At 34.0% G+C, this 21,726-nt stretch carries 21 protein-coding genes, 1 pseudogene and 1 other annotated feature (1 of these 23 only partly in view); of the genes and pseudogenes, 8 read left to right on the forward strand and 14 right to left on the reverse strand.

Features of this window, described 5'->3' with window-relative positions; translation table 11 throughout:
- Window positions 1-106 (reverse strand) — a binding site (T-box leader); it reaches 114 nt to the left of the window's first position.
- Window positions 107-328: 222 nt separating this feature from the next.
- Window positions 329-673 carry a PH domain-containing protein gene (locus NST14_RS22225; RefSeq protein ID WP_000209473.1) on the forward strand — a complete coding sequence of 115 codons (345 nt, stop codon included), beginning with the start codon at window positions 329-331 and terminating at the stop codon, window positions 671-673.
- Between the two features lie 38 nt (window positions 674-711).
- Here the strand turns inward: NST14_RS22225 and NST14_RS22230 are convergent, their stop codons facing one another.
- Window positions 712-1,779, reverse strand: a complete 1,068-nt coding sequence (locus tag NST14_RS22230) for an AI-2E family transporter (RefSeq protein WP_000793118.1) — start codon at window positions 1,777-1,779, stop codon at window positions 712-714.
- Window positions 1,780-1,954: 175 nt separating this feature from the next.
- On the opposite strand from NST14_RS22230, the gene NST14_RS22235 reads away from it, so the two are divergent.
- On the forward strand, window positions 1,955-2,167 hold the full coding sequence (locus NST14_RS22235; RefSeq protein WP_000242547.1) for a hypothetical protein: 213 nt from the start codon (window positions 1,955-1,957) through the stop codon (window positions 2,165-2,167).
- Between the two features lie 36 nt (window positions 2,168-2,203).
- On the opposite strand, the gene NST14_RS22240 is transcribed toward NST14_RS22235, so the two are convergent.
- The 7 genes from NST14_RS22240 to cymR all read right to left on the reverse strand — a co-directional run bounded on the left by NST14_RS22240 (window position 2,204) and on the right by cymR (window position 8,598).
- Window positions 2,204-2,332, reverse strand: a complete 129-nt coding sequence (locus tag NST14_RS22240; RefSeq protein WP_001053553.1) for a YrzQ family protein — start codon at window positions 2,330-2,332, stop codon at window positions 2,204-2,206.
- An 18-nt stretch (window positions 2,333-2,350) separates the two neighbouring features.
- Complete coding sequence (locus NST14_RS22245; RefSeq protein WP_000469281.1) at window positions 2,351-2,539, reverse strand: hypothetical protein; 189 nt, start codon at window positions 2,537-2,539, stop codon at window positions 2,351-2,353.
- Window positions 2,540-2,666: 127 nt separating this feature from the next.
- Window positions 2,667-5,003 carry an SF1B family DNA helicase RecD2 gene (gene recD2, locus NST14_RS22250; RefSeq protein ID WP_000528072.1) on the reverse strand — a complete coding sequence of 779 codons (2,337 nt, stop codon included), beginning with the start codon at window positions 5,001-5,003 and terminating at the stop codon, window positions 2,667-2,669.
- A 96-nt stretch (window positions 5,004-5,099) separates the two neighbouring features.
- Complete coding sequence (locus NST14_RS22255; RefSeq protein WP_000066391.1) at window positions 5,100-5,759, reverse strand: tetratricopeptide repeat protein; 660 nt, start codon at window positions 5,757-5,759, stop codon at window positions 5,100-5,102.
- Window positions 5,760-5,868: 109 nt separating this feature from the next.
- Window positions 5,869-6,984 carry a tRNA 2-thiouridine(34) synthase MnmA gene (mnmA, locus tag NST14_RS22260; protein WP_001038008.1) on the reverse strand — a complete coding sequence of 372 codons (1,116 nt, stop codon included), beginning with the start codon at window positions 6,982-6,984 and terminating at the stop codon, window positions 5,869-5,871.
- A gap of 16 nt (window positions 6,985-7,000) precedes the next feature.
- A complete protein-coding gene (locus NST14_RS22265) occupies window positions 7,001-8,146 on the reverse strand; it encodes a cysteine desulfurase family protein (protein ID WP_000439903.1) in 1,146 nt (381 codons plus the stop codon).
- A gap of 35 nt (window positions 8,147-8,181) precedes the next feature.
- Entirely contained in the window at window positions 8,182-8,598 is a 417-nt protein-coding gene (gene cymR / locus NST14_RS22270; protein ID WP_000704116.1) for a cysteine metabolism transcriptional regulator CymR, read from the reverse strand.
- A 292-nt stretch (window positions 8,599-8,890) separates the two neighbouring features.
- On the opposite strand from cymR, the pseudogene NST14_RS22275 reads away from it, so the two are divergent.
- The 5 genes and pseudogenes from NST14_RS22275 to NST14_RS22295 all read left to right on the forward strand — a co-directional run.
- Window positions 8,891-9,190: pseudogene (locus NST14_RS22275) on the forward strand (AAA family ATPase); the annotation flags it as partial.
- 182 nt (window positions 9,191-9,372) lie between these two features.
- Complete coding sequence (locus NST14_RS22280) at window positions 9,373-10,674, forward strand: hypothetical protein (RefSeq protein WP_001210038.1); 1,302 nt, start codon at window positions 9,373-9,375, stop codon at window positions 10,672-10,674.
- Between the two features lie 4 nt (window positions 10,675-10,678).
- A complete protein-coding gene (locus tag NST14_RS22285) occupies window positions 10,679-12,844 on the forward strand; it encodes a hypothetical protein (protein ID WP_002170164.1) in 2,166 nt (721 codons plus the stop codon).
- Between the two features lie 15 nt (window positions 12,845-12,859).
- Window positions 12,860-14,551, forward strand: coding sequence for a site-specific integrase (locus tag NST14_RS22290; protein ID WP_229143029.1), 1,692 nt, complete (start codon window positions 12,860-12,862; stop codon window positions 14,549-14,551).
- Between the two features lie 4 nt (window positions 14,552-14,555).
- Window positions 14,556-15,302, forward strand: coding sequence for a hypothetical protein (locus NST14_RS22295; RefSeq protein ID WP_000437921.1), 747 nt, complete (start codon window positions 14,556-14,558; stop codon window positions 15,300-15,302).
- A 50-nt stretch (window positions 15,303-15,352) separates the two neighbouring features.
- Here NST14_RS22295 and NST14_RS22300 read toward each other — a convergent pair whose 3' ends face one another.
- From NST14_RS22300 to NST14_RS22315, 4 genes are all read right to left on the reverse strand, one after another.
- Window positions 15,353-16,633 (reverse strand): replication-associated recombination protein A, encoded by a 1,281-nt coding sequence (locus NST14_RS22300; RefSeq protein ID WP_000499619.1) that lies wholly within the window; start codon window positions 16,631-16,633, stop codon window positions 15,353-15,355.
- A 190-nt stretch (window positions 16,634-16,823) separates the two neighbouring features.
- On the reverse strand, window positions 16,824-17,870 hold the full coding sequence (locus tag NST14_RS22305) for a hypothetical protein (RefSeq protein ID WP_001280701.1): 1,047 nt from the start codon (window positions 17,868-17,870) through the stop codon (window positions 16,824-16,826).
- 8 nt (window positions 17,871-17,878) lie between these two features.
- Window positions 17,879-18,583 (reverse strand): hypothetical protein, encoded by a 705-nt coding sequence (locus tag NST14_RS22310; protein WP_000713086.1) that lies wholly within the window; start codon window positions 18,581-18,583, stop codon window positions 17,879-17,881.
- Between the two features lie 18 nt (window positions 18,584-18,601).
- Window positions 18,602-19,114, reverse strand: a complete 513-nt coding sequence (locus NST14_RS22315) for a hypothetical protein (RefSeq protein ID WP_000847608.1) — start codon at window positions 19,112-19,114, stop codon at window positions 18,602-18,604.
- Window positions 19,115-19,941: 827 nt separating this feature from the next.
- Between NST14_RS22315 and NST14_RS22320 the strand changes: the two genes are divergently transcribed.
- Complete coding sequence (locus NST14_RS22320) at window positions 19,942-20,130, forward strand: hypothetical protein (RefSeq protein WP_000280458.1); 189 nt, start codon at window positions 19,942-19,944, stop codon at window positions 20,128-20,130.
- Between the two features lie 78 nt (window positions 20,131-20,208).
- Here the strand turns inward: NST14_RS22320 and NST14_RS22325 are convergent, their stop codons facing one another.
- Both NST14_RS22325 and NST14_RS22330 read right to left on the reverse strand, forming a co-directional pair.
- Window positions 20,209-21,213 (reverse strand): C45 family autoproteolytic acyltransferase/hydolase, encoded by a 1,005-nt coding sequence (locus NST14_RS22325; protein ID WP_000274864.1) that lies wholly within the window; start codon window positions 21,211-21,213, stop codon window positions 20,209-20,211.
- A 214-nt stretch (window positions 21,214-21,427) separates the two neighbouring features.
- The gene (locus NST14_RS22330) at window positions 21,428-21,598 is read right to left on the reverse strand and encodes a hypothetical protein (RefSeq protein WP_198285331.1); all 171 of its coding nucleotides are present in this window, start codon (window positions 21,596-21,598) and stop codon (window positions 21,428-21,430) included.
- Window positions 21,599-21,726: the final 128 nt, after the last annotated feature.

Consider the following 21,726-nt stretch of genomic DNA (forward strand, 5'->3'; position numbering starts at 1 on the left):
CTCAGGATTAGCTTTCTGTTACCCTTCATTTAAAGCTTCTTTCAGCCATATGGAAGCTTCTCTCTATAAATGGACTGTAACGTACTTGTTCCGTCATTGATTTAATGTATTATATGACTAAATATAATAGAATTCTCTTAAGTTTGTCAATCTAGATAATCATTTATATTATATCAATTACTTATTAATCATAGCTATTCTACTATTCATTCTTAACAGCCTTTTCATATATTATGCATGTATTAATAAATTGTACTACTCCCACGCACTTTTCTGAATATTTTATTTTTGTTATAATTAAATTATTAATAATAAAGGAGCGATTATAATGACAACCTTATTGAACAAAGCTAAAAATATGTTAACGACTGATGAAACAATATTGTTTTACGTAGCCTGTTCACTAGACATATTTATTTATCGTTCCGTCGCAAGGCCAGGATTGCTAATTTTAACAGACAAACGGCTCTTCTTTTATGGACCAGATGTAAGTAAGAACCCTTTATTTGAAGAGTACGCTTTCGCAAAAATTTCAAATTTAAAAGAACAAAAGCGGCTTTTCAGCAATCAAATTGTATTTATGTATGATAATGAATGGAAAAAAATAAAACATATTCAAACAAATGATGTAAGCTCTCTCGTTCAAAAAATAAACGAGCAACTCTCTAAATAATGATAGCCCTCTACTTTTATAAGGAGAGGGCCTTCCTATTACACATCTTCTTTTTTCCAAAGGGGCCTTACATGAACGATCACTGTGCGAATGACCGCCAAAACAGGAACTGATATTAATAACCCTACAATTCCTGCCACTTCTCCCCCAACTAGTAGTGCAAGCATAATAATGACAGGATGCATGCGAAGCGACTTACCAACGATGTAAGGGGATAAAATGTTACTTTCTACGAATTGCAAAATAGCAATCGTAATCCCCGCTTTAATGAGTAAACTTGTTGATACCGTTGCTGCAATCATCAACGCTGGAATCGCTCCTAAAATAGGACCAAAGTATGGGATTATATCTGTTATCCCGATGATGATGCCAAGTAATAATGGATATTTCATACCGATAAACCAAAAAGAAAGAACCGATACTCCCCCTAATACTAAACAAACGAATAACTGTCCTCGAATATAACTTCCAAGTGACTTATCAATTTCTTTCGCCAGCATTTGCCCCGTACTACGCCACTTACTCGGAACTAGTTTCCAAAAGATATGATAAAACTCGCCGTAATCTTTTAATATGTAAAATACAATGAACGGAATTAAGAAAATAATGAGTAACGAATCTAGTACACCACGAGCTGTGCTCATCACTTTATTTAAAAGTGCTTGTATCTTCGTCTCTACTCCGACAAAAATTTGTTTCACCTTTTCATGAATAAATGACGGGAAATTCGCTGTTTGTTCTGTAACACCATCCATCCAAGAATCATACATTTTTGTAAACTGCGGGAATTGTTCATTGATTTCTTGTAATTGCTTAATCACAACCGGCGTTCCTTTATAAATTCCATAACCAATCCCGCCAAAGAAAAGGATGTAAATAAGCAAAATAGCGAGTGTACGCGGCATCCCTTCCTTATGAATTTTTTCAATTAAAGGATGCAATAAATACGCAATGAAACATGCAATAAGAAACGGTGTAATGGCCACTTTACATACAAAAATAATCGGTGCCCATAGCGGCTTAATTTTTAAAAAGACGAGCAAACAAAGAAAGACAAGTAACAATAATCCTAAACGGTATATCCAAATGATTTTAAGATTCTTCACACGAAAAACCTCCTCCACCTTTATTGTGAAAATAAATAGGGTAGGTTATGTGCAAAAGTTTTAAAATCTTTTTGTGCAGACCATACTGTTTTGTAAAGACGCACATATATATACATAACAAGGACAACCACCCCTGAGAACGCGGCATGAAACAATATAATCAGGAGGGCTCATAATGGTTTTATTTATGCTCATATTATCTGCACTTTTTATGATTCTTGAATGGATTTGTATCGGGTTTGGTATTTGGAAAGGCTTCTTTGTTCGTTCCTCACGAAAAGAAAGGGCGAAGCAATTATTTCATTACGGCATGCTTGGCGTTGGATGTTACGGCCTATCTTATCTCTTCTCTGAAATTGGACTTTTATATTTGCATACAAATGCATAAAAAAACTCCCTTGTTGATGAAGGGAGTTTTTTACGCTTATAAATAAGATTTAATCATCTTACGTGCTTTTTTCATATTGCGTTTTGAAAAGACATCTTGTTTGCGAGCATATTGATATGCTGCCGCTCCAACACCTAATGCGATTAATGAATTGCGTAGATTCAAAGTAAATCCCCCTTTTCGTTATCCGATCGTTCTTTCATTCTCATCAAATAAATCATCAAGAGAACTTAACGAACCATCTTCTTCTACTTGATGCGTATGGATTTTCCCCTTTGAAACCGATAATTCGATATAACAATTCCAGCAATAAAATTGGTTGACACCTATTTTCCCAATGTCTTTTCCTTTGCAATTTGGACAAATAAACATATGGCGTTCATCTCCTTACAGTCTCCCGGATTCTATTCGCCATTATTTCCAAACTGCATTCATTTATACATTGCTGGAGCCTTTCAACGTTATACGTTTGAAAGTTTCACTATATAATTTTACCTTTTTACATGAAATCATACGGTGAAATGTTTTCCACGTCCATTTCTTCGCCATTAACCGTTACCATCTGTACTTCTCCTTGTGATTCTTGCAATCGGCTAGCTAAAGTCGTTTGACGCATTGCATCATCAAGGCGATTTACACCAGACTGAAAAGCAGCTTCCTCCCCGCAAATAATAAGGAACTTCTTACTTCTTGTAATACCAGTATAAATTAAATTACGACGTAACATACGATTATAACTTTTTACTATCGGCATAATTACAATCGGAAACTCACTACCTTGCGATTTATGAATGGAACAACAATACGCATGTGTAATTTGATTTAAATCTGGTTTTGTATATGTTACCTCAATTCCATCAAATGAAACGATAATCATATCTTGTTGCTCAACGTTTTCTTTCGCATAAAACACCGAAACAATTTCTCCGATATCACCATTAAAAACTTGACTCTCCGGCTGATTAACGAGTTGCAAGACTTTATCGCCTCTTCGGTATACAACATCACCGTAAGCAATTTCTTTACTCTTTTCCCTTTTCGGATTAAACACTTCTTGCAACGCTTCGTTTAGTACATTAATCCCCGCCGGTCCACGATACATCGGGGCCAATACTTGTACATCTCTTGCGCTAAACCCTTTTGTCTTCGCATTCTCACAAACCTTCTTAACAACCTCAACAATTTGAGCTCCTGTACAACCGATAAATGAACGATCTTTTTGGTTTTGCGCTAAATCTGGTGGGAGCGTTCCATTTTTTATCGCATGGGCAAGTTGAATTACTGATGAACCTTCCGCTTGACGATAAATCTCAGTAAGCTTTACTGTTGGAACTGCACCTGCATTCAATAAATCTTTTAATACTTGTCCAGGTCCTACAGATGGTAATTGATCTTCATCGCCTACAACGATAACTTGAATGTTAGTCGGCAATGACTTAAACAGCTGATTTGCAAGCCAAATATCAACCATTGAAAATTCATCAATAATGAGTAATTTCCCTTGTACCGGATCTGTTTCATTCCGTTGGAAAGACCCTTCGGGCGTCCAGCCAAGTAAACGGTGAATTGTACAAGCTGGAAGCCCTGTTGATTCACTCATTCGCTTCGCTGCCCTTCCTGTTGGAGCCGTTAATAATATCGGAAATGGATTATCATCACTATATTCATTCGGATTTAACGATAGCCCGTGAAGTGACGCATACATTTCAACAATTCCTTTAATAACTGTTGTTTTCCCTGTTCCTGGTCCACCTGTCAATAACATCATCGGTTTATGAAGTGCCGTTTGAATTGCTTCTTGCTGAAACGGTGCATATTGTACGTTCAGTTGTTCTTCAATTTCACCTAATGTTTTTAACACTTCTGCCTCTGGAAATGAAGGTGTTTCTTCTTGATTCATAAGCCTGCGAATGGACTTTACAACACCTTTTTCAGAGTAGAATAACGTTGCTAAATACACTCGCTCTTCTTCTATGATGACTTTCCCTTCACTTTGCATCGTTTCAATACAGCCTACAATATCTTCCTCAGTCACTCTTCCTTCTTGATTGTTTAAAAGCGACATCGTTTCTCTTACAAGTTGGTCTTTCCTCATATAAACGTGACCAAGTTGTAATGAGACATTCTCTAACGTGTAAAAACATCCTGCGCGTACACGGTCGTCGTGATTACCCGATATCCCTAACGCACGCCCTATATCATCCGCTCTTCCAAAACCAATTCCGTCCACTTCTTCAATAAGTTGGTACGGGTTATTACGAATTACTTCTAATGTCATCTCTTTATATTGCTGATAAATCTTAATAGAAAGCTTCGTTCCAAAACCGTAGCCATTTAAAAAGCTCATTACTTTCTCTAATCCTTGATGTTCAACAATTGTCTCATATATCTCCTGAGCCTTTTGTTTATTAACAACACCATTTAAAGCCTCAGGATCATCCATAATTTTAGAAATAGCATGTTCCCCCAAATGGTCCACAATTTTTTCAGCTGTACGCTTTCCTATCCCTTTAAATAAATCACTCGCTAAATATTGCACCATACCGGCTTTCGTTTGCGGCAATTCTTTCTTAAACGTTTCAACTAAATATTGTTTCCCATACTTCGGATGGTCTTTAAAATGACCTGTCAACGTAAACACTTCATCTTCATGCATGCGGGGAAAATGACCGTTTATCATCACTTTTTTTTCGTCGTACGTTTCATTCGTTTCAATGACTTTCATACTGACAACGGAATAGAGGTTTTCTTCGTTGTGGAAAATGGTATGAAGAACTTGCGCTTTTATAAACTTTTTCTCTTCCTCAAACAAATCCATTGCATGTTGATTTCCCATCTTTCCTCTCCTTTCCGGTTTCGTTTCACTTTAATGAGCAGTACATCCCCCACCTATTTAGATGAGGGATAACTACTCATTAACTATATTTTCATCTTATTCAGCTTCTTGCTCTAATAAACGAACACCATTACCCGCTAAAAAGTGATCTGGCTGAATTTCAGTTGCTTTCTTAAATAAAGCGAGAGCCTTCTCATTTTTTTCCTCAAATACGTAGGCAACACCTAAATTATAATACGCATCTGCATGCTCTTCATCCATTTCTAATACCTTTTCAAAATAAGGTTTCGCCTCTTGAATATGTTCTAGTCGTGCAAAGCAAAGTCCGCACTGGAACAAAGCTTCTACATCGTTTTCATCTAATTCTGTTGCTCTTTGTAAAAACGGCAGTGCAAGACGATCATTTCCAAGTTGCACATGTGTAATACCTAACATAAACGTTACATCAGCTGATTGTAATCCAGCTTGCATCGCTTGTTCAAATACAGCTTTCGCCTCTGCAAATTGCTCTTGACCGTAATATACGTTTCCTAATCCATAATAAGCAGCCGCAGATTTATCATCTAACTCCAATGCACGTTTATAAAATAAAATTGCTCTCTCACTGTCACCTAGTACATCTAATAAGTTTGCAAAATTAATATATCCAAGCGCATCTTTCGGATTTTCTTCGATTGCTTCTGTGAAATTTTTAGCAGCTTCTTCCCAGTTTCCTTCTTGCATATATTGAATACCTGTTTCAAGTTTGTTTGACATGTCCTTCACCTCTACAACAAATTATAACAAAGAATGTATTTTCCAAGCGAACGAAAATTCGCCTTATGTAAAAGAAACCTCTAACCGCGAATCGGTAGAGGCTTCTCTTTTATCCTAAATAATCCAATTTCTTACCGCTACGGTACACTTCATCAATTGTAGCACCGCCTAAACACTCATCTCCATCATAGAAAACAACTGCTTGTCCTGGTGTAATTGCACGAATTGGCTCGTCACAAAGAATACGAACTGTATTTTCATCAACGATTTGAACCGTTACTTTATTGTCTTCTTGACGATAACGGAATTTCGCTGTGCACTTAAATTCTTTCTCTTTCGCTTTATTACTTACCCAGCCAACATTTGTAGCAATAACTTCGTCGCCATATAGAAGTTCGTTATGGAATCCTTGATCAACATATAAAATGTTTTCTTTCAAGTTTTTCCCAACAGCAAACCACGGATCACCGTTACCACCAATACCAAGGCCATGACGTTGTCCAATTGTGTAGTACATTAAACCGTCATGCTTTCCTTTCACTTCGCCAGATAACGTTTGCATCACACCTGGTTGTGCTGGTAAATAGTTACTTAAGAAATCTTTAAAGTTACGCTCACCAATGAAGCAAATACCAGTACTATCTTTCTTCGCCGCTGTCGCTAAACCAGCTTCTTTCGCCATTTCACGAATTTGTGGTTTCTTCAGTTCACCAAGCGGGAACATTGTTTTTGATAATTGCTCTTGGCTTAATTGATTTAAGAAATACGTTTGGTCTTTATTGTCATCAACGCCGCGAAGCATTTTATATTCGCCGTCCATATAAGCAACGCGTGCATAATGACCTGTCGCTACATAATCAGCACCGAGCGCAATGGCATGCTCTAAAAATGCTTTAAATTTAATTTCTTTATTACACATTACATCTGGGTTTGGTGTACGACCAGCTCGGTATTCATCTAAGAAGTACGTAAATACTTTATCCCAGTATTGTTTTTCAAAGTTTACTGCATAATACGGAATACCAATTTGGTTACACACTTCGATTACATCATTGTAATCTTCTGTTGCTGTGCAGACACCATTCTCATCTGTATCATCCCAGTTTTTCATAAAAATTCCGATTACATCATAACCTTGCTCTTTTAATAAAAGAGCCGCTACAGATGAATCGACGCCACCGGACATCCCGATGACAACGCGTGTTTCGTGAGGTAGTTTGTTCATCATGTCACCTCCCATGCTAATTTTGTGTTAATCGCTTCACGATTTTCACTGTTTCGTACGCCGCTTTCTCAACTTGCTCTTTCGTATTTCCAAGTCCGAAACTAAAACGTACGGATGAACGTATTTGATCGGAGTCTTTTCCGAACATCGCCACTAATACATGTGATGGATCAATTGAACCAGCTGTACAAGCCGAACCACTTGATACTGCAATGCCAGCTAAGTCTAAGTTCACAAGAAACGGTTCAATGTTCATTCCTGTAAAACTAATATTAAGCACATGTGGTAAGCGATATTCTAAGTTTCCGTTTACCTCGAAAGTAATGTCTTCATTTTTGAAGACAGATACCATTATATCTTTAAACTCTTCATATTGGGCATTTTTTTGCTCACGAGTTTTTTCAGCTAGCAAAATTGCATGTTGCAACCCAACGATGCTCGGCACATTTTCCGTACCAGCACGGCGTTTTCTTTCTTGCTCCCCACCTATTAATAACGGTTCAAATTTCACATTTGCACCAGCGTATAAGAACCCGACACCTTTTGGCCCGTTAATTTTATGAGCCGAAATTGATAATAAATCAATACAAAACTCTTTCACATCAATTTCTACTAAACCGTAAGCTTGTACCGCATCTGTATGGAAATAAGCTTGATGCTCTTTTAGCAGCTTACCTATTTCCGCAATTGGTTGCATCGTCCCAACTTCATTATTCCCAAACATAATAGATACAAGAATTGTCTCTTCTGTTAATGCCTTTTGTATGTCAGAAACTTGAACGCGTCCTGTTTCATCAACAGGTAAATATGTCACTTCAAATCCTTCACGCTCTAACAATTCACACGTATGCAAAATTGCATGATGTTCAATTTGTGTCGTTATAATATGGTTACCTTTATGACGGTTCGCACGCGCTACACCGATAAGCGCTAAATTATCAGCTTCCGTACCACCGCTCGTAAATATAATTTCATTCGGATTCGCATGAATGCTACGTGCACATGCGCGTCTCGCCTCATCTACTGCATGGCGCGTTTGACGTCCATAAAAGTGAATACTAGACGGGTTTCCGAATGTTTCTGTCATATATGGAATCATCTTTTCGACCACTTCTGGGTGAGTCGGAGATGTCGCAGCATGATCTAAGTAAATGCGTTCCATTAAATCTCCTTCTTTCCAAATCGTTTCACAAGGAATTAAATGTAAAACATATAGCCCCCGTGATTTTCTTCCTCATAACGTACTAAATCTTCTAACGTTGTACTATCTAACACTTCTTGCACCGCATCACGAACACGCATCCATAATTGGCGTTGTGCTGGTTCTTCTTCTTCTATCATTTCTACAACACTAATCGGACCCTCTAATACACGGATTACATCCCCAGCTGTAATATTAGCCGGCTGATCTGATAATACATATCCGCCATATGCCCCGCGTGTACTCTTTACTAGACGCGCGTTACGAAGTGGTGAAATTAATTGCTCTAAGTAATGCTCAGATAAGTCATGTGCCTGCGCAATTGATTTTAATGAAATCGGACCTTCACCAAACTTTTTTGCAAGATCGATCATAATTGTTAAGCCGTAGCGGCCTTTCGTTGAAATCTTCATCTATTTTGCACCTCTTTTCAAATTTTCACTTCTATTGGTTATATCTTATTTGTAAAAGAACACAATTTAAAATCCTATGAAATTATAGCATAATATAGTATTATAAGAAATTTCAACTTGTGTATCAAAATGATAACATAAAATCACATTGAAAAACTCGGAAATTATTACAATTGAAAGAAAAATGAAAATATTCATATTCATTTTTCCCACAAAACAGCATCCTATTTCAAATTCCACTAAAAAAAATGATACGATAGAAAGAGATTATACATTAAGGGAGACGGTAAAAATGAAACAACCACTCGCACATCGAATGCGCCCTACAAATATTCAAGAAATTATCGGACAACAACATTTAGTTGGTGAAGGAAAAATTTTATGGCGAATGGTCCAAGCAAATCATTTTCAATCTATGATTTTATATGGCCCTCCAGGTACTGGAAAAACATCCATCGCGAGCGCAATTGCAGGAAGTACCGGAACCCCTTTTCGCCTATTAAACGCTGTTACTCATAATAAAAAAGATATGGAAGTTGTCGTACAAGAGGCAAAGATGCATCGACACCTCGTTTTAATTTTAGATGAAGTACTTGTATAACGTTATCTGGTCTTAAATAAAAACTTTATAAAAAAACCAAACAAATCCTTACAAAAGAAGGATTTGTTTTTTTATCCACGAATATATAGAATGGATAAAAATAAATAGTAAATATTTTACACAGAATATAGATTATTGATATTTTCTTTTGTTTATATGGGGGGAAGAGTGAAATGAGGTTTGAGCATGGATATACATTTATAGTAAAAGAATATGACAATGTTCATTATATTAATGGAAGAGTAATAAAAGAGAGAGTTGTTGGTATAGGAATAAAGGACAAAAAAACAAATAGAGTATACCCTTCTCCTTTAACTCACTATATAAGAACATATTATAGGGGAGCATCTAAGTCTTTAAGTTCGCAAAGAAATGCAGCATATGAAACGATAAAGTTTTTAAATTATATAAACAAGCAAATAGAAAATGAAGCAACAGAATTCATGAATTTAAAACATGAAGGCTTATTTGGATTAAATCTAACGCATGGATCACAATATATATCCTATTTATCACTAAAAGCCAGAAATGAAGAATTATCTTCTGATTATATATATAGGATAGAAAGCTACTTAATTAAATTCTATCAATGGTTATCCACTAACCAAATTATTCACGAAAAGATTAATGCAGAAAAAGATTCCCCTTTCAACAATCTAGAGTTAGGGACAATTTATCCTGGCCGAGACGAAAGAGTATCAGAAAAGCTAGTGGATTTTGGTGAAAACAGATATGAACTAGTTCAAAGATTTATCAAGATTGCTCAAGACGTTGCGCCCGATATAGCTTTGGGGATTTGTTTTCAATTCTTTGGAGGCTTACGAGTAGGAGAAGTTGTTAATTTAACTAAAGAGGCAATCGAATCACCTTATTTTTGGGACGATACAAACTTAGGAGAAAGTAAATTCATTTTAAAAATAAGAGAAAGACACCTAGAATTATTCAAAGACAAAACAAACCTACAGCATGAAGGAGTAAAACGCCCTCGCAATCAAGCTTTATTAACAAACCCATTACTTTCTCAAGTATACAAAGAACACAAACAACATTTACAAAGATTGAACAATCGAGAAAACATAAAAAATCAAAATGCATTGTTCATTGCCAAAAGAACAGGAAAAGCCATGTCGGGGAAAACTTATACAGAGTTGTTCACTAAAGTGAAAAAGGAATTTTTACAGAGCCTAAGTGACGAAGGTCGCATGGATGATTATTTATTTCTCACCGATAAAAAATGGTCTACCCATATAGGAAGAGGTATTTTTACCAACTTTCTTCTTCAAATCAATGCTACTATTCCTGAAATTGCAATTGCTAGAGGAGATAAAAACCTAAGCTCGGTAATGAGTTATGTAGAAGAAAAAAACGCTCTACAACTAACAAAAGAAGCTATCGATAATATACGACTAGCGGCCGAATCACAGAATGCAGATATTAATAAAAAAAATATAGATACTTTTAATTTAGGGAAGTGAAAAAATGAAACTAGAGGCTATTTCTTATGTAGTTAAAGAACAAGTTGCAAAAAAACTAGGTATTACTGCAGACAATGTTGAAAAAGTAGCAAAAGAATACAACATTGAGAAAAGAAAAGAAAAAGGTTCTGTATACACCTATTTAAAAAAAGAAGATGTATTATTTCTTATTGATAAACAAAATGAATTATGGGAACAAGTACGCAATGATTACCTTACCACAGAAGAAACACTGCAAATACTCAATATCGCTCATAAAACATTAGGTCAGCGAGGTTTTAAAGAAAACCTTCGTTCAATATTCGTCCCCCCACTTTTATGTACAATTCGTGATGGAATCAATTTTCGTCAGGGTCGAACGTTAATATATTTTAAAAAAGATGTATTATCTTTTAATGAAAAAAGAAAAAGAGAAAAAAATATAGAAAATATCATACATCAATCAGAAGCACCCATTTATGATGTATTACTAACTGCATTACAAGAAGCTGATATTGATTTCAATGATAACGGAAAAGAAACTGCACAATATTGGTTTACCTATGTAAAAAGAAAGAGTTCCAAAAGTAAAGCTTCTCGTGCAACAACAAAAAAAGAAATACGCATGCTTTTTAATACAACCATATTACTAACTGAAATGACCAACTTAAAAGAGCTTTTCACTTATACAGAAAGAGAATTAAATTTGGCAATATTTAATTCCAACGTAAACAAAACTGTACAAACAGAAATGTATAAGTTTTTAAGACAAGTTTCTGAAACAAGGGAAATTGCGGGTGTATCTACTAGTTATAATTTCAAAAAACTTAACAATGTTTATAAGAAACCAAATCGTGTTCAAAATGAAAAAACTATTTATTCCATTGAAGAATATATTAGTTTAATAGATTATACAAAAGATATTGTCCAACATAAAAAACGAGCAATTGAGGATATTCAATTACAAATAAAGAAGGAGAAGCATTCACACCGAGACTCTTCTTGGCTATATGTACTATTACATTTAAATAATGCATGGAGACATTATGATGTAGCATCTTTTCCAAGAATTAATTTGCAACAAACACAAATTGGAAAAATGGAGACATTAGATGCATTGGAATGGATAGAAAAGAATAGTTTAAGTGAACAAGATATTATAACGATCATTAATCAAGTAAGAGCAATGTCATTTGTACATTCGAAAACAAAGAAAAAACGTCATTTCTTTTGTTCACAAGAACTTATGGCGGCCTTCGCACATGCTGCCGTATTATGTGAACTTCGCTGCCAAATTAGCCAGCCATTATCACATGCATTAATAGATTTTAATAACCGCACAAAAACGTTTAAAGAAGTACTAAAAAAAGCTTTTTTTGAAGGATATGATAATAATTTTATTTTCAAATCTAAACAAATGAATCGCACATTAATTAGTTACGTTTATAGTGTGATCAAAAAGACAACCAATCGTAATCCTTTGGAAATCACCAAATTTATACGAAGCCATAGCAACGAAGAAACAACGAATATTTATATCGATATTCCCCAAGAGCAACTGGATTTTATAACAAACCAAATCTTTGACTTGGGTCACTTTGGCTATGCATATGATGCGTTAAGTGAATTGATACTGCAAGAACCAATTGATAATAGAGAAGAACGAACCCAAACTTCTCTAGCATTAAAAGAGGTTTTTGGTAATGTATATCACATTGAACAAGTGGCTCGCTATTTAAATAGATTAAGCGAGGAACAACAAATTGTTTATAAAGTCATTCGAGGACTTTCACTTGAAGAAAGAAAAGAAATCTATAATTCTATAAAATTAGGGCAACAGCCTGCAAAAAAGGAATATTTTCAGTGCATTTATCAAACCTGTAAATTTCCGAATCGAGATTGTGAAAAATGCCAATTTGCGGTTCCAAATTTTTATGCATTATCACAATTAGAAGAAGAGTTTCAAATGAATTTCAATGAATTCAAAGAAAAGTTTGATTCAACAACTAAACAAGGTGAAAAAATTCGTCTTTCTAATCTTTTATATAATTACCTGTATTTAATAGAAAGTGCTGTGAAAAAATTCGGCAAAGACGAAGTATCTTCTTTCTTTAAAAATGGGTTAGAAGGGTTTAAAAAAGAGTTACTTTCAATTCCTAATCTTAAAGAGTATGTAACTATTCAACGTTGAGGTAGGTGTATAAGCATGTCTGTTATAGAAAGCAAAGCAATTGAAGAATCACTTGAAGAATTCAATGATTTTCATTTCGATGTAGATAATATGATTCAACAAGCAATTGAAATTTTAGGTGAACAAAAGTCGAAAGGATTACTGCTCGAAGGTACTTTCGAAGATGATGAGTGGCGTTTTATATGTGACACTAGTCATTCGAAAGTTTACTTTAATTTCGCAACTATGAGAGAAAGAATGACATTCTGGAATGTAGATTCTACTCTTATCATTCAAGCTTTAAAATGCTGGATCGCCACTTTAATTCCTTATCGTTCCTTAGAATCACTTAGCAAATACTATAAATATGTAGAGAATTTCCTTACATTCTCTCATGCGTGTGAGGAAGATTTATTAGAACGAACTAATGAACATCTTCTATATGAGTGTGACGATAGAACAAGGTGGAATCTATGTATTCCTACACTCAATTTCATTGATTTTTATGAAGAAATTGATGTTAAACAAACTTATAAAAAAATGCTTGTAGACATAAAAAAAGACATTAATGTTCAAAAGGTTGGTGGAATGGTTCGAAAGCTTCCTCCTTCAAACGATGTATTAACATTTTCATGGGTAGTTGAAAGCTTTTTTAAAGAACTTCCGAAAGGCAATAAACATTTTTTCAAGTACTATCCAATTTACTTGTGGTGGACATTAAGCAATTTGATTCCAATGCGTCCTGCAGAATTTTGTGATATTGATAGACATGCACTTAGCGAAGAAAATGGACGGTTTTATATACGTTTACCTCGCTTAAAACAGAAAAAAAACCATCATAAAATTCAAATCATTGATAAAATATCTATTCCTCAAAAATTGTATCGAGAAATAGAAGATTACATTACAATGACAAATAAATTTGGTCCATCAATAACGTTAATTTCTGATGCATCAATTGAATTAAAAAGACAATATGATCGACCTGAATACTTTAAACAAAGATTTAGATATAACCATCTCCAACTTCTTTTAAATGAATTCTATGAGGAAATTGTAGAAAATATATATGAAGTAGCATATACACATAGAATTCGTCCTGGGGATACACGTCATTTTGCTTTTTTAAATTTAATGCGACAGGGCTACCACCCCATCGAAATCGCTCGCTTGGGTGGGCATACCTCTGTGCAATCACAATACCACTACCAACAGCATATGGAATACTGGGTAGACGTTGAAATTCTGCAATTGATGCAAAAATTCAAATTCCAGCAAGAAATAAATAAAGACGATTCTTCTACCTCCAGTTCACATCATAACTATTTAGATGATGATTTTGTAAGAGAAAAAGTACTAAAAAGTAACGATACAGGTTTCGAAATGGAACTTGACACAGGGTATTGTACAGACCCTAATGTATTTTGCCAAGTAGATAAATGCTATTTCTGTGAGTACTGGAAAATTAGTCAGGAAGAGTTTTTATTAAAAAAACAAGAAATAGAACTTGAGTTAAGCAATTGTAAAAATGAAGTCAGTTCACTCATAAAAACATTAAACAATCTTTATGGAATGGCTATAAGTGGGTCGTTTGAAGAGGATTTTTCAGAATTCAACCAGGAATTCAATAGAGATTTACTCATGACTAAAAATCAGTTGGATACAAGTGTGCACAAAATGTTGAACTTTTCTTCAAAGTTAGCAAATACAGTGAAAGGGACGAAGTAAAAATATGGAACAAAGACGAGGCAGACCTAAAAAAACATTTCCTACAGAACTCATACAAGATATTATCTATCGTTACACTAAAGAACGAAAGGTTACTGGAAAAATAGCGTATATGGATGTATATCGCTATTCCAAAGAGTTGTTTGAAAATGGTGAGATTGAATACAACATTGGAGAGTTTTTTTGGCGCAAAGGTGAAGGACGCGACACAATTGACAAAACAAATCAAGTCATGCAACACCACATTCCTAATGAAGTTCAAGAAGATGAGTCAATTATTAACACAAACGATATCGTAAATAAGTTTTTCACAGGAAAAACTTCCGATAAAAATAAAATAATTGGAGCTTTAAAAATGAATGAATTAAAGCTCCAACAATATATTAAAAAGTGCAAGAAGTTAGAGAAAGAATTACTTGAAACAAAATTAGCTTTGATACAAGCAAAAGAACAAAATAAAGACCTTAAAGATAATATAGAATCCTACCAAGACACCTTATTCCAATGGATGGAATTAAGCATGAACAAAGATATTCCACTAACAAATTTATTAACGGTAGGTAAAACACGAACACCAATCGCTGAAGAATTGTTAAAAAGTATGCTATCAGATAACCCTGTTGAGATTTTTAGTAAAATGAACGAACTCAAGAAAAATACTTCATTACGAGAAGTAAAACAAAGTGAAGTAGTACCTTTAAATCCTCCAAAACAAAAAGAAGAAAGCATTTTGGATGATTTTGATTTCTAAATAGTTCTCCCCACCTATTCATAAATTGGTGGGAAGAACTATTTTTATTATTAATTTTGTTTTTTTAAATCAGCCAGTCTCTGGTAAATATGACCGAATTTCTTCTCTTCTCCAGCAACTTTTGGCTCATAATATATCGTATTTTTCAATTCATTCGGCAAATACTCTTGTTTCACCCATCCATTTGGATAATTGTGAGGATATAAGTACCCTTGACCATGCCCTAGTTTTTCTGCACCTTGATAATGGGAATCTTTTAGATGTGCAGGTATGTCACCTGTACGTCCTTTTTTCACATCGTCTATTGCTTTGTCCAAAGCTTTATATGCTGAATTTGATTTAGGAGATAAACACAATTCAATTGTTACAACGGATAAAGGTATTCTTCCCTCAGGCAACCCTATTCGCTCTACTGATTCTATTGCAGGTAAAACCCTTGCACAAAGTTCAGGATTGGCTAACCCAATATCTTCATACGCCATAACAAGTAATCTCCTACAAATAGAAACCAAATCTCCCCCTTCTAACAATCTTGCCAAATAGTGAAGGGCTGCATTTACATCACTACCTCTGACGCTTTTTTGAAAGCTGGATAGTAGATTATAAAAAATATCCCCTTTTTTATCATGAGAGAATCCTTTATTTTGAATACATTGTTTCACGGTATCTTCTGTCACAATAATTTTGTTATTTTCATCTTTTTCAGAACCGAATACAATATCTTCTAACAAATTAAGTGCAGAACGCGCATCTCCTGTTGTTTGAGCAATTAACGTTAGTAGCTCATCGGATATAGTAATATTCATTTTCCCTAAACCGTTTCCTTGATCTTCTAACGCCCTTCTTAATAGTTTTAGAATAGAAGACGGAGACAAAGTTTTTAATTGCTTTACTTGTCCAATTCTTGATAAAATCGCACCTCTCACACTATGGTAAGGATTTTCTGTTGTTGCCCCAATTAGAGTAAATACTCCCTCCTCTAATGCCTTGAGTAATGAGTCTTGCTGTGTACGATTTAACAAATGAATCTCATCTATAAAACAAATCGCATTACGAGTTAATCTTGCTTCTTCGATAACGGCTTCTATTTCTTTTTTTCCAGCACTAATGGCATTTAGTGCATAAAATTCTTTCTTTGCTGTATTTGCAATTGCAAAAGCAAGAGACGTTTTCCCTGTACCTGGTGGCCCATAGAAAAGAAGGGATGGAATATGTCCATTTTGAAGCATACGGTATAAGGCTGTTTTGGTACCTATTACATCGTCTTGTCCAACTACTTCATCGATTGTTCGTGGTCTCATTCTATGTGATAAAGGTTCATTGTAAAACATTATATATATCTCCCCTTTAGTTTAAAGAACACTATTAAATAAATTATGTCTTTAATAAATTTATCATAAAGTAGAATGCGTGAAAAATTTATTAAATCCTTATTTAAGGCTAATCAAAGTTAAAAAACGAAAAAGACCTCTTCATATGCTTTTGTTCAAAACATATGAAGAGGACCTTTTTAGTTATTTTTTATGCTAATAACTTGTCCACTTCTTCTTTTGTTATCTTATTGTGTACGCATAAATCTTTAATTACTTTTAATGCCCATTTTTTCCTTTGTTCTTCTTGGCTTTCAGCCCACTTGGCTAATCCTTTTTCTGCTACATAAAGATCAATTAACTTCGGAAAAGTTATACCATAAATAGCTCCTATAAAAAATGGTCTATCATCATCTATACCAATCATTTCTTCCTTTTCATTCGTATATAATGACCGATCAACATCTAATATACACTGACCTTCTGAATTAAAACGGAAAATCAATGTTAAAGAACCTATTTTAAATTTTACACCCATTAAATAAACGTCATTATTACAGCCTAAACCCGACAAGGCGGTCAAAGACTCCGTTAATAAATCTGACCCCTCGTTACTGCTGTCATAAGAACTTCGATCTCCCAATAAAGAAAGTGCAGAAACATCCACAAGTTGCATGTTTACATCATTTTGTGAGTTTGTGTCGGTAAATTTAGCAAGAACAGATTCTTTTTTACCTAAAAGCCAATAAAAAAATTGACTACCAAAAGAAAATGGAAGAACCTTCTTATAAGTTATTTTCCCCCACGCCTCTATTTTATTACCTCGCTTTTGCCCCATTAGTACCGATCTAATACGACTCTCATTTGAAGCAGCGACTTCAAGTGTACAATATATACTACCAAACATCTCAAAGAATACTACTTTTGCTATATGATTGAATATACGATGGTTTCGCGGTAATACTTCACCATTTACAATAGAACGTTTTTCACCGTAACCAGTTTCAAAGATTGCGGTAACTTCTATATAGCGAAAAGCCTGTCCAAAAACATTTTTAGACTTTATTTGTATATCCGTTCCGCTACTCGGAATCCATTTATGTGTATACGTTTTCTCTTCTCTTGAAAGATGTTTGTATTTTTGTAAAAAATCAATCTCCTGCGAATAGTTTTTCTTCAATAATGGAATAATAGCTTCTAAGTTTGTTAATAAATTATCCATTTTCCAAACGGAGATGCGTGTAAATTTATCCGACATATACTCTGTTACCCCCTAAACACTTTTACCTCGTGAGTTTCAGTTTCATATTTTAATAACCTATTACATACAAAATGGTATAACCACTGTGGAGATCTTCCACTATTCTTTTTGATCTGAATAATAGGTTCTATCGTGTAAGTAGAAGCAGGTGGAAGTGTAATTTCTGAATGATTTAAAACAAAAAACTCGTATTTTTTCATAATAGAAAAATCTTTTTTTCTTCTTGAAAGTTGGACAAAAATATCTCTTATAAATAAATCAAATCCTTTGTCTTCATTCATTTCAATTTCGTTTATTAACACATCATCATTAGCTTGCACATATATATCAGAAGGAGCTGCTTGTACACATACATACACATCATTATGTTTTAATACCCACTTCATCAATCTCCACCAAATACTTCCTCTTCTTTCTATGCTTACAGAAATCGAAATGGTTCTGCGATGTTGTGGCGTCTTGAGTTCTTCATCCTCAATGTCTATTACGGTACTTTTATCTTCTGTTCTCTTATTACTAAGAGCAATTTTCATAAAAAGAGGACGGAAGAAAAAAGAAATTCCGCCAATAAGCCCAACCAATAAATACACCGATACCGTAATAACTAAATCGCGAAATTTATTCCCTAACCATTGGTCGAATCCTAAAAAGTAATAAAAAAAGACTAACACAATTGCTTGAACGACCTGTGTGATAAAAAATTTCTTCATGTATTTTATGCTCTCCTCTTACAGCAATGTCTTTTTAAGCCCTGTAATTAAAGCAATTGGAGAATTTATCAATAGGTCCTGCAATTCGTTCAAATTAGCATCAATTTCTGCAACTCCAAACTTTGTCACCCTAAATTCTCTACCTTGATATACAAATATTAAAGCTTTGATATCTGATCCTTCTTCTCGTATATCAGCAATAATATTAGAAACCTCTTTATAATCTCTTTGCTTTATTGCTTCTTTTAACTCTGCATTTAATTCATCGTCTATATATGCATCAAATTCAATAGAAATAATTCGAATGTTAAACTTATCAGAAGAACGAATTGTGTAATCATACAAGTTTTGTTGAATTTCAAACGGTCTCAATTTATATTTTTCAACTTTTTGTTTTTTTGTAAGCGCATATGGATCGTCGCTCTCGATGATAGCTACTAGCGGAGAATGCGATAAACGAAATATATTCTCATCTTCTATCACTTTATTCTTATCAATTAAGCGATACATATATAAAACGAAAGTTTTCATTCTCATCATCCCCCTTCCACAAACAGCTCTCATTTATATTTTAACTAAAATTTTACATCCTGTCACGAAATGTCATATTTTATCATCATAAATTTTGATAAAAATATACTTTTAATACTTTTATATTAACATCTTGTTCTTAATTATATGTATTTAAACGTAATATTTATTTGTTTCTATGAAAAAACATTTAACACCCCAAAAATTTTTACTATCTTCAGAATTATATGCTCTTAAAATCAGTAAATATGCTAGCATAAATATTATTACCACATTTTCAGATTGTAGGGGGAGCAATACAACGTCATAATTTAATGCTTACTGATACTGGATTAAGCAAAATAATCGAAAGTATTGAAGGGGAATTTACAAATAAACACTATTCTATTTCTGCTTTTTGGAATGAATATATGGCAGCAAAACAGTTTTTTTCTAATCGCTTTATAACTCTTATTGAAGTATATTAGAAATTACAGATACACTATTCATTGGTCACTTTTAATTTCCCCTTGTGCCCCGCAGATTATTTGCATTTCGCCCAACACCTATTGGTCGAAATGATTTATTAACTCCTTCTAAAATCTCTATTTTCAACTCACTTTTAAGTACAAATACACATATACTATTATCGGGCTCGGCGTCCTGCATTTCGTTGGGATGCCCCGAATATACTGTTATGGGTGCATCCTGTATTTTGTTAGGAAACTCTTTACTGGTAACACATATACTGTTACTGGGTGGAGGTCCTGCAAACACACTGGGACATTTTTTTACTGGTAGCACTTACACTATGGTCGGTGCTACCTTCATTATTGGGAGGGACTTTTATGTATTTATTTGAAGAAGAGGATGAAGAACAATACGAAATAGAAGAATTAAAAACCGTTACCATTAAAGAATCCGTACAAATGAAACGAGAACAAAGTAAACAACGAAAACAAGACTTTGAAGAAAAACTAAAGGTCCTGAAAGAAAAAATATCTAGATTAAAAAGAGAATTAGGATACAAAGATTAATATCAAAAAACCTTCGAATAATAATATTCGAAGGGAAATTAACGTATCCTTATAAATCTACAAATCAATAGTTTCAATTCATTTTTTCTTTTTATTATCTTTTTTAATCTCATCTTTTAATCTATTATCTTGTTTATATTTTGTGCGATTCGGTTGTCCTTCTGCTCGTAATATATCTAATTGATTTAAGTTCAACACAAGTGAATACAACGTTCCAAAATTGTGTTGTTTTAAGTTCAAACAAACATAACCTTTTGTATCGGACATAATCGTTTTAGCCTGTTCTTCATTTATATGATCGTTGTGTTTCAATCGATGTATCATTGTTTCATTTCTTTCATTCGTTTTACTCCAAAATGCATTTGGTTGATGCGATTGATGTGCGAAATGATTGGTACAAGCAATAAAAGATTCGTTTTCATTTGGTTTACGAACATGAAAATGATTAGGACCTACTTCGACAACTGCCATTTCTCCACTTTTATCAGCAATTAAATAATTATTGCTAAGAGAAGTATGGAAATGCTGTAATACTTCAATTGCTTCCGTTACATTTTCACAATGCTCTAATATGTAACGTATTGCAAAATAAAAATTAATACCAGGTCTTGTTGTCTCTTCTGGTACAAGCGTCATACCAATAAACAAACCTTTTTCGTTCAATCCATCTACCTTTCCAATAAATACATCGGATTGACCGACAAAACGAAATTTATTTTCCATGCAAATTAATGAACTTTCCGTAAATTGTTTTACACTCGTTAACATATCATAATTTCGACCAACGATCATTTCACCGTTTTGATAAGAAGCGAAAATACTACATTGAGCGGTTACATCAAAAATACCTATACTGAGTAAAAAAGAACAAACGTGTTCATATGGCACATGACAAGCTTCTGCAAAACCTTTTATTTCTTCGATAATATCAGGATAAAAGTCTTGTAGAAACGGAATGCTTTTCAATCCAAATGCTATCTTTTCTGGTGATACTTCAGGAAAACGAAATCCATTCTTATACAAAATACTTCCATAATGTTTTCCTGCATCATAATAATTACCTCGCAAACGTGGATGATACATATTACCCCTCCTTTTTTCCAATATAATACATATATTAGTACATACGTTCGTTTCAGTCAATCTATATTTGGATATTTTTGTAACAATATAAGTTTTTATTAAAATAAAAACTGGATTTCCTTTTTAAAAACCGAATTTTCACAACGATATTTCACCTAAAATAAAAAAGTATACCCACTCGTTACTTGAATAGGTATACTTTCTCATTGAATTCTCATTTACGAAACTTACTTGCAAACGCAGACTTTGGCTTCTTATCAAGGCGAAGAACCTTCGGCCCTTCTCTTGTGCCTCTTCCTTTCTCTTTAAATCCCTCTAGGAAAGCCTTAGAGTCGCTAAATGCTTGTTCCATGGCATAAATTTGTCTTTTGATTGACTTCTTCATTAGCGTAGCACATTAACGTCCTATATTGTTAACTAAAAATAAATGTACTATAGTACAAAAAATACAGTCTAATTTTATCGGGCCATAATTTTATCCGTCGAAATTTGGATAAAAATCATACAACCTTT

This window comes from Bacillus sp. FSL W8-0519, assembly GCF_038005585.1.
In the GTDB taxonomy this organism is placed as follows: domain Bacteria; phylum Bacillota; class Bacilli; order Bacillales; family Bacillaceae_G; genus Bacillus_A; species Bacillus_A paranthracis.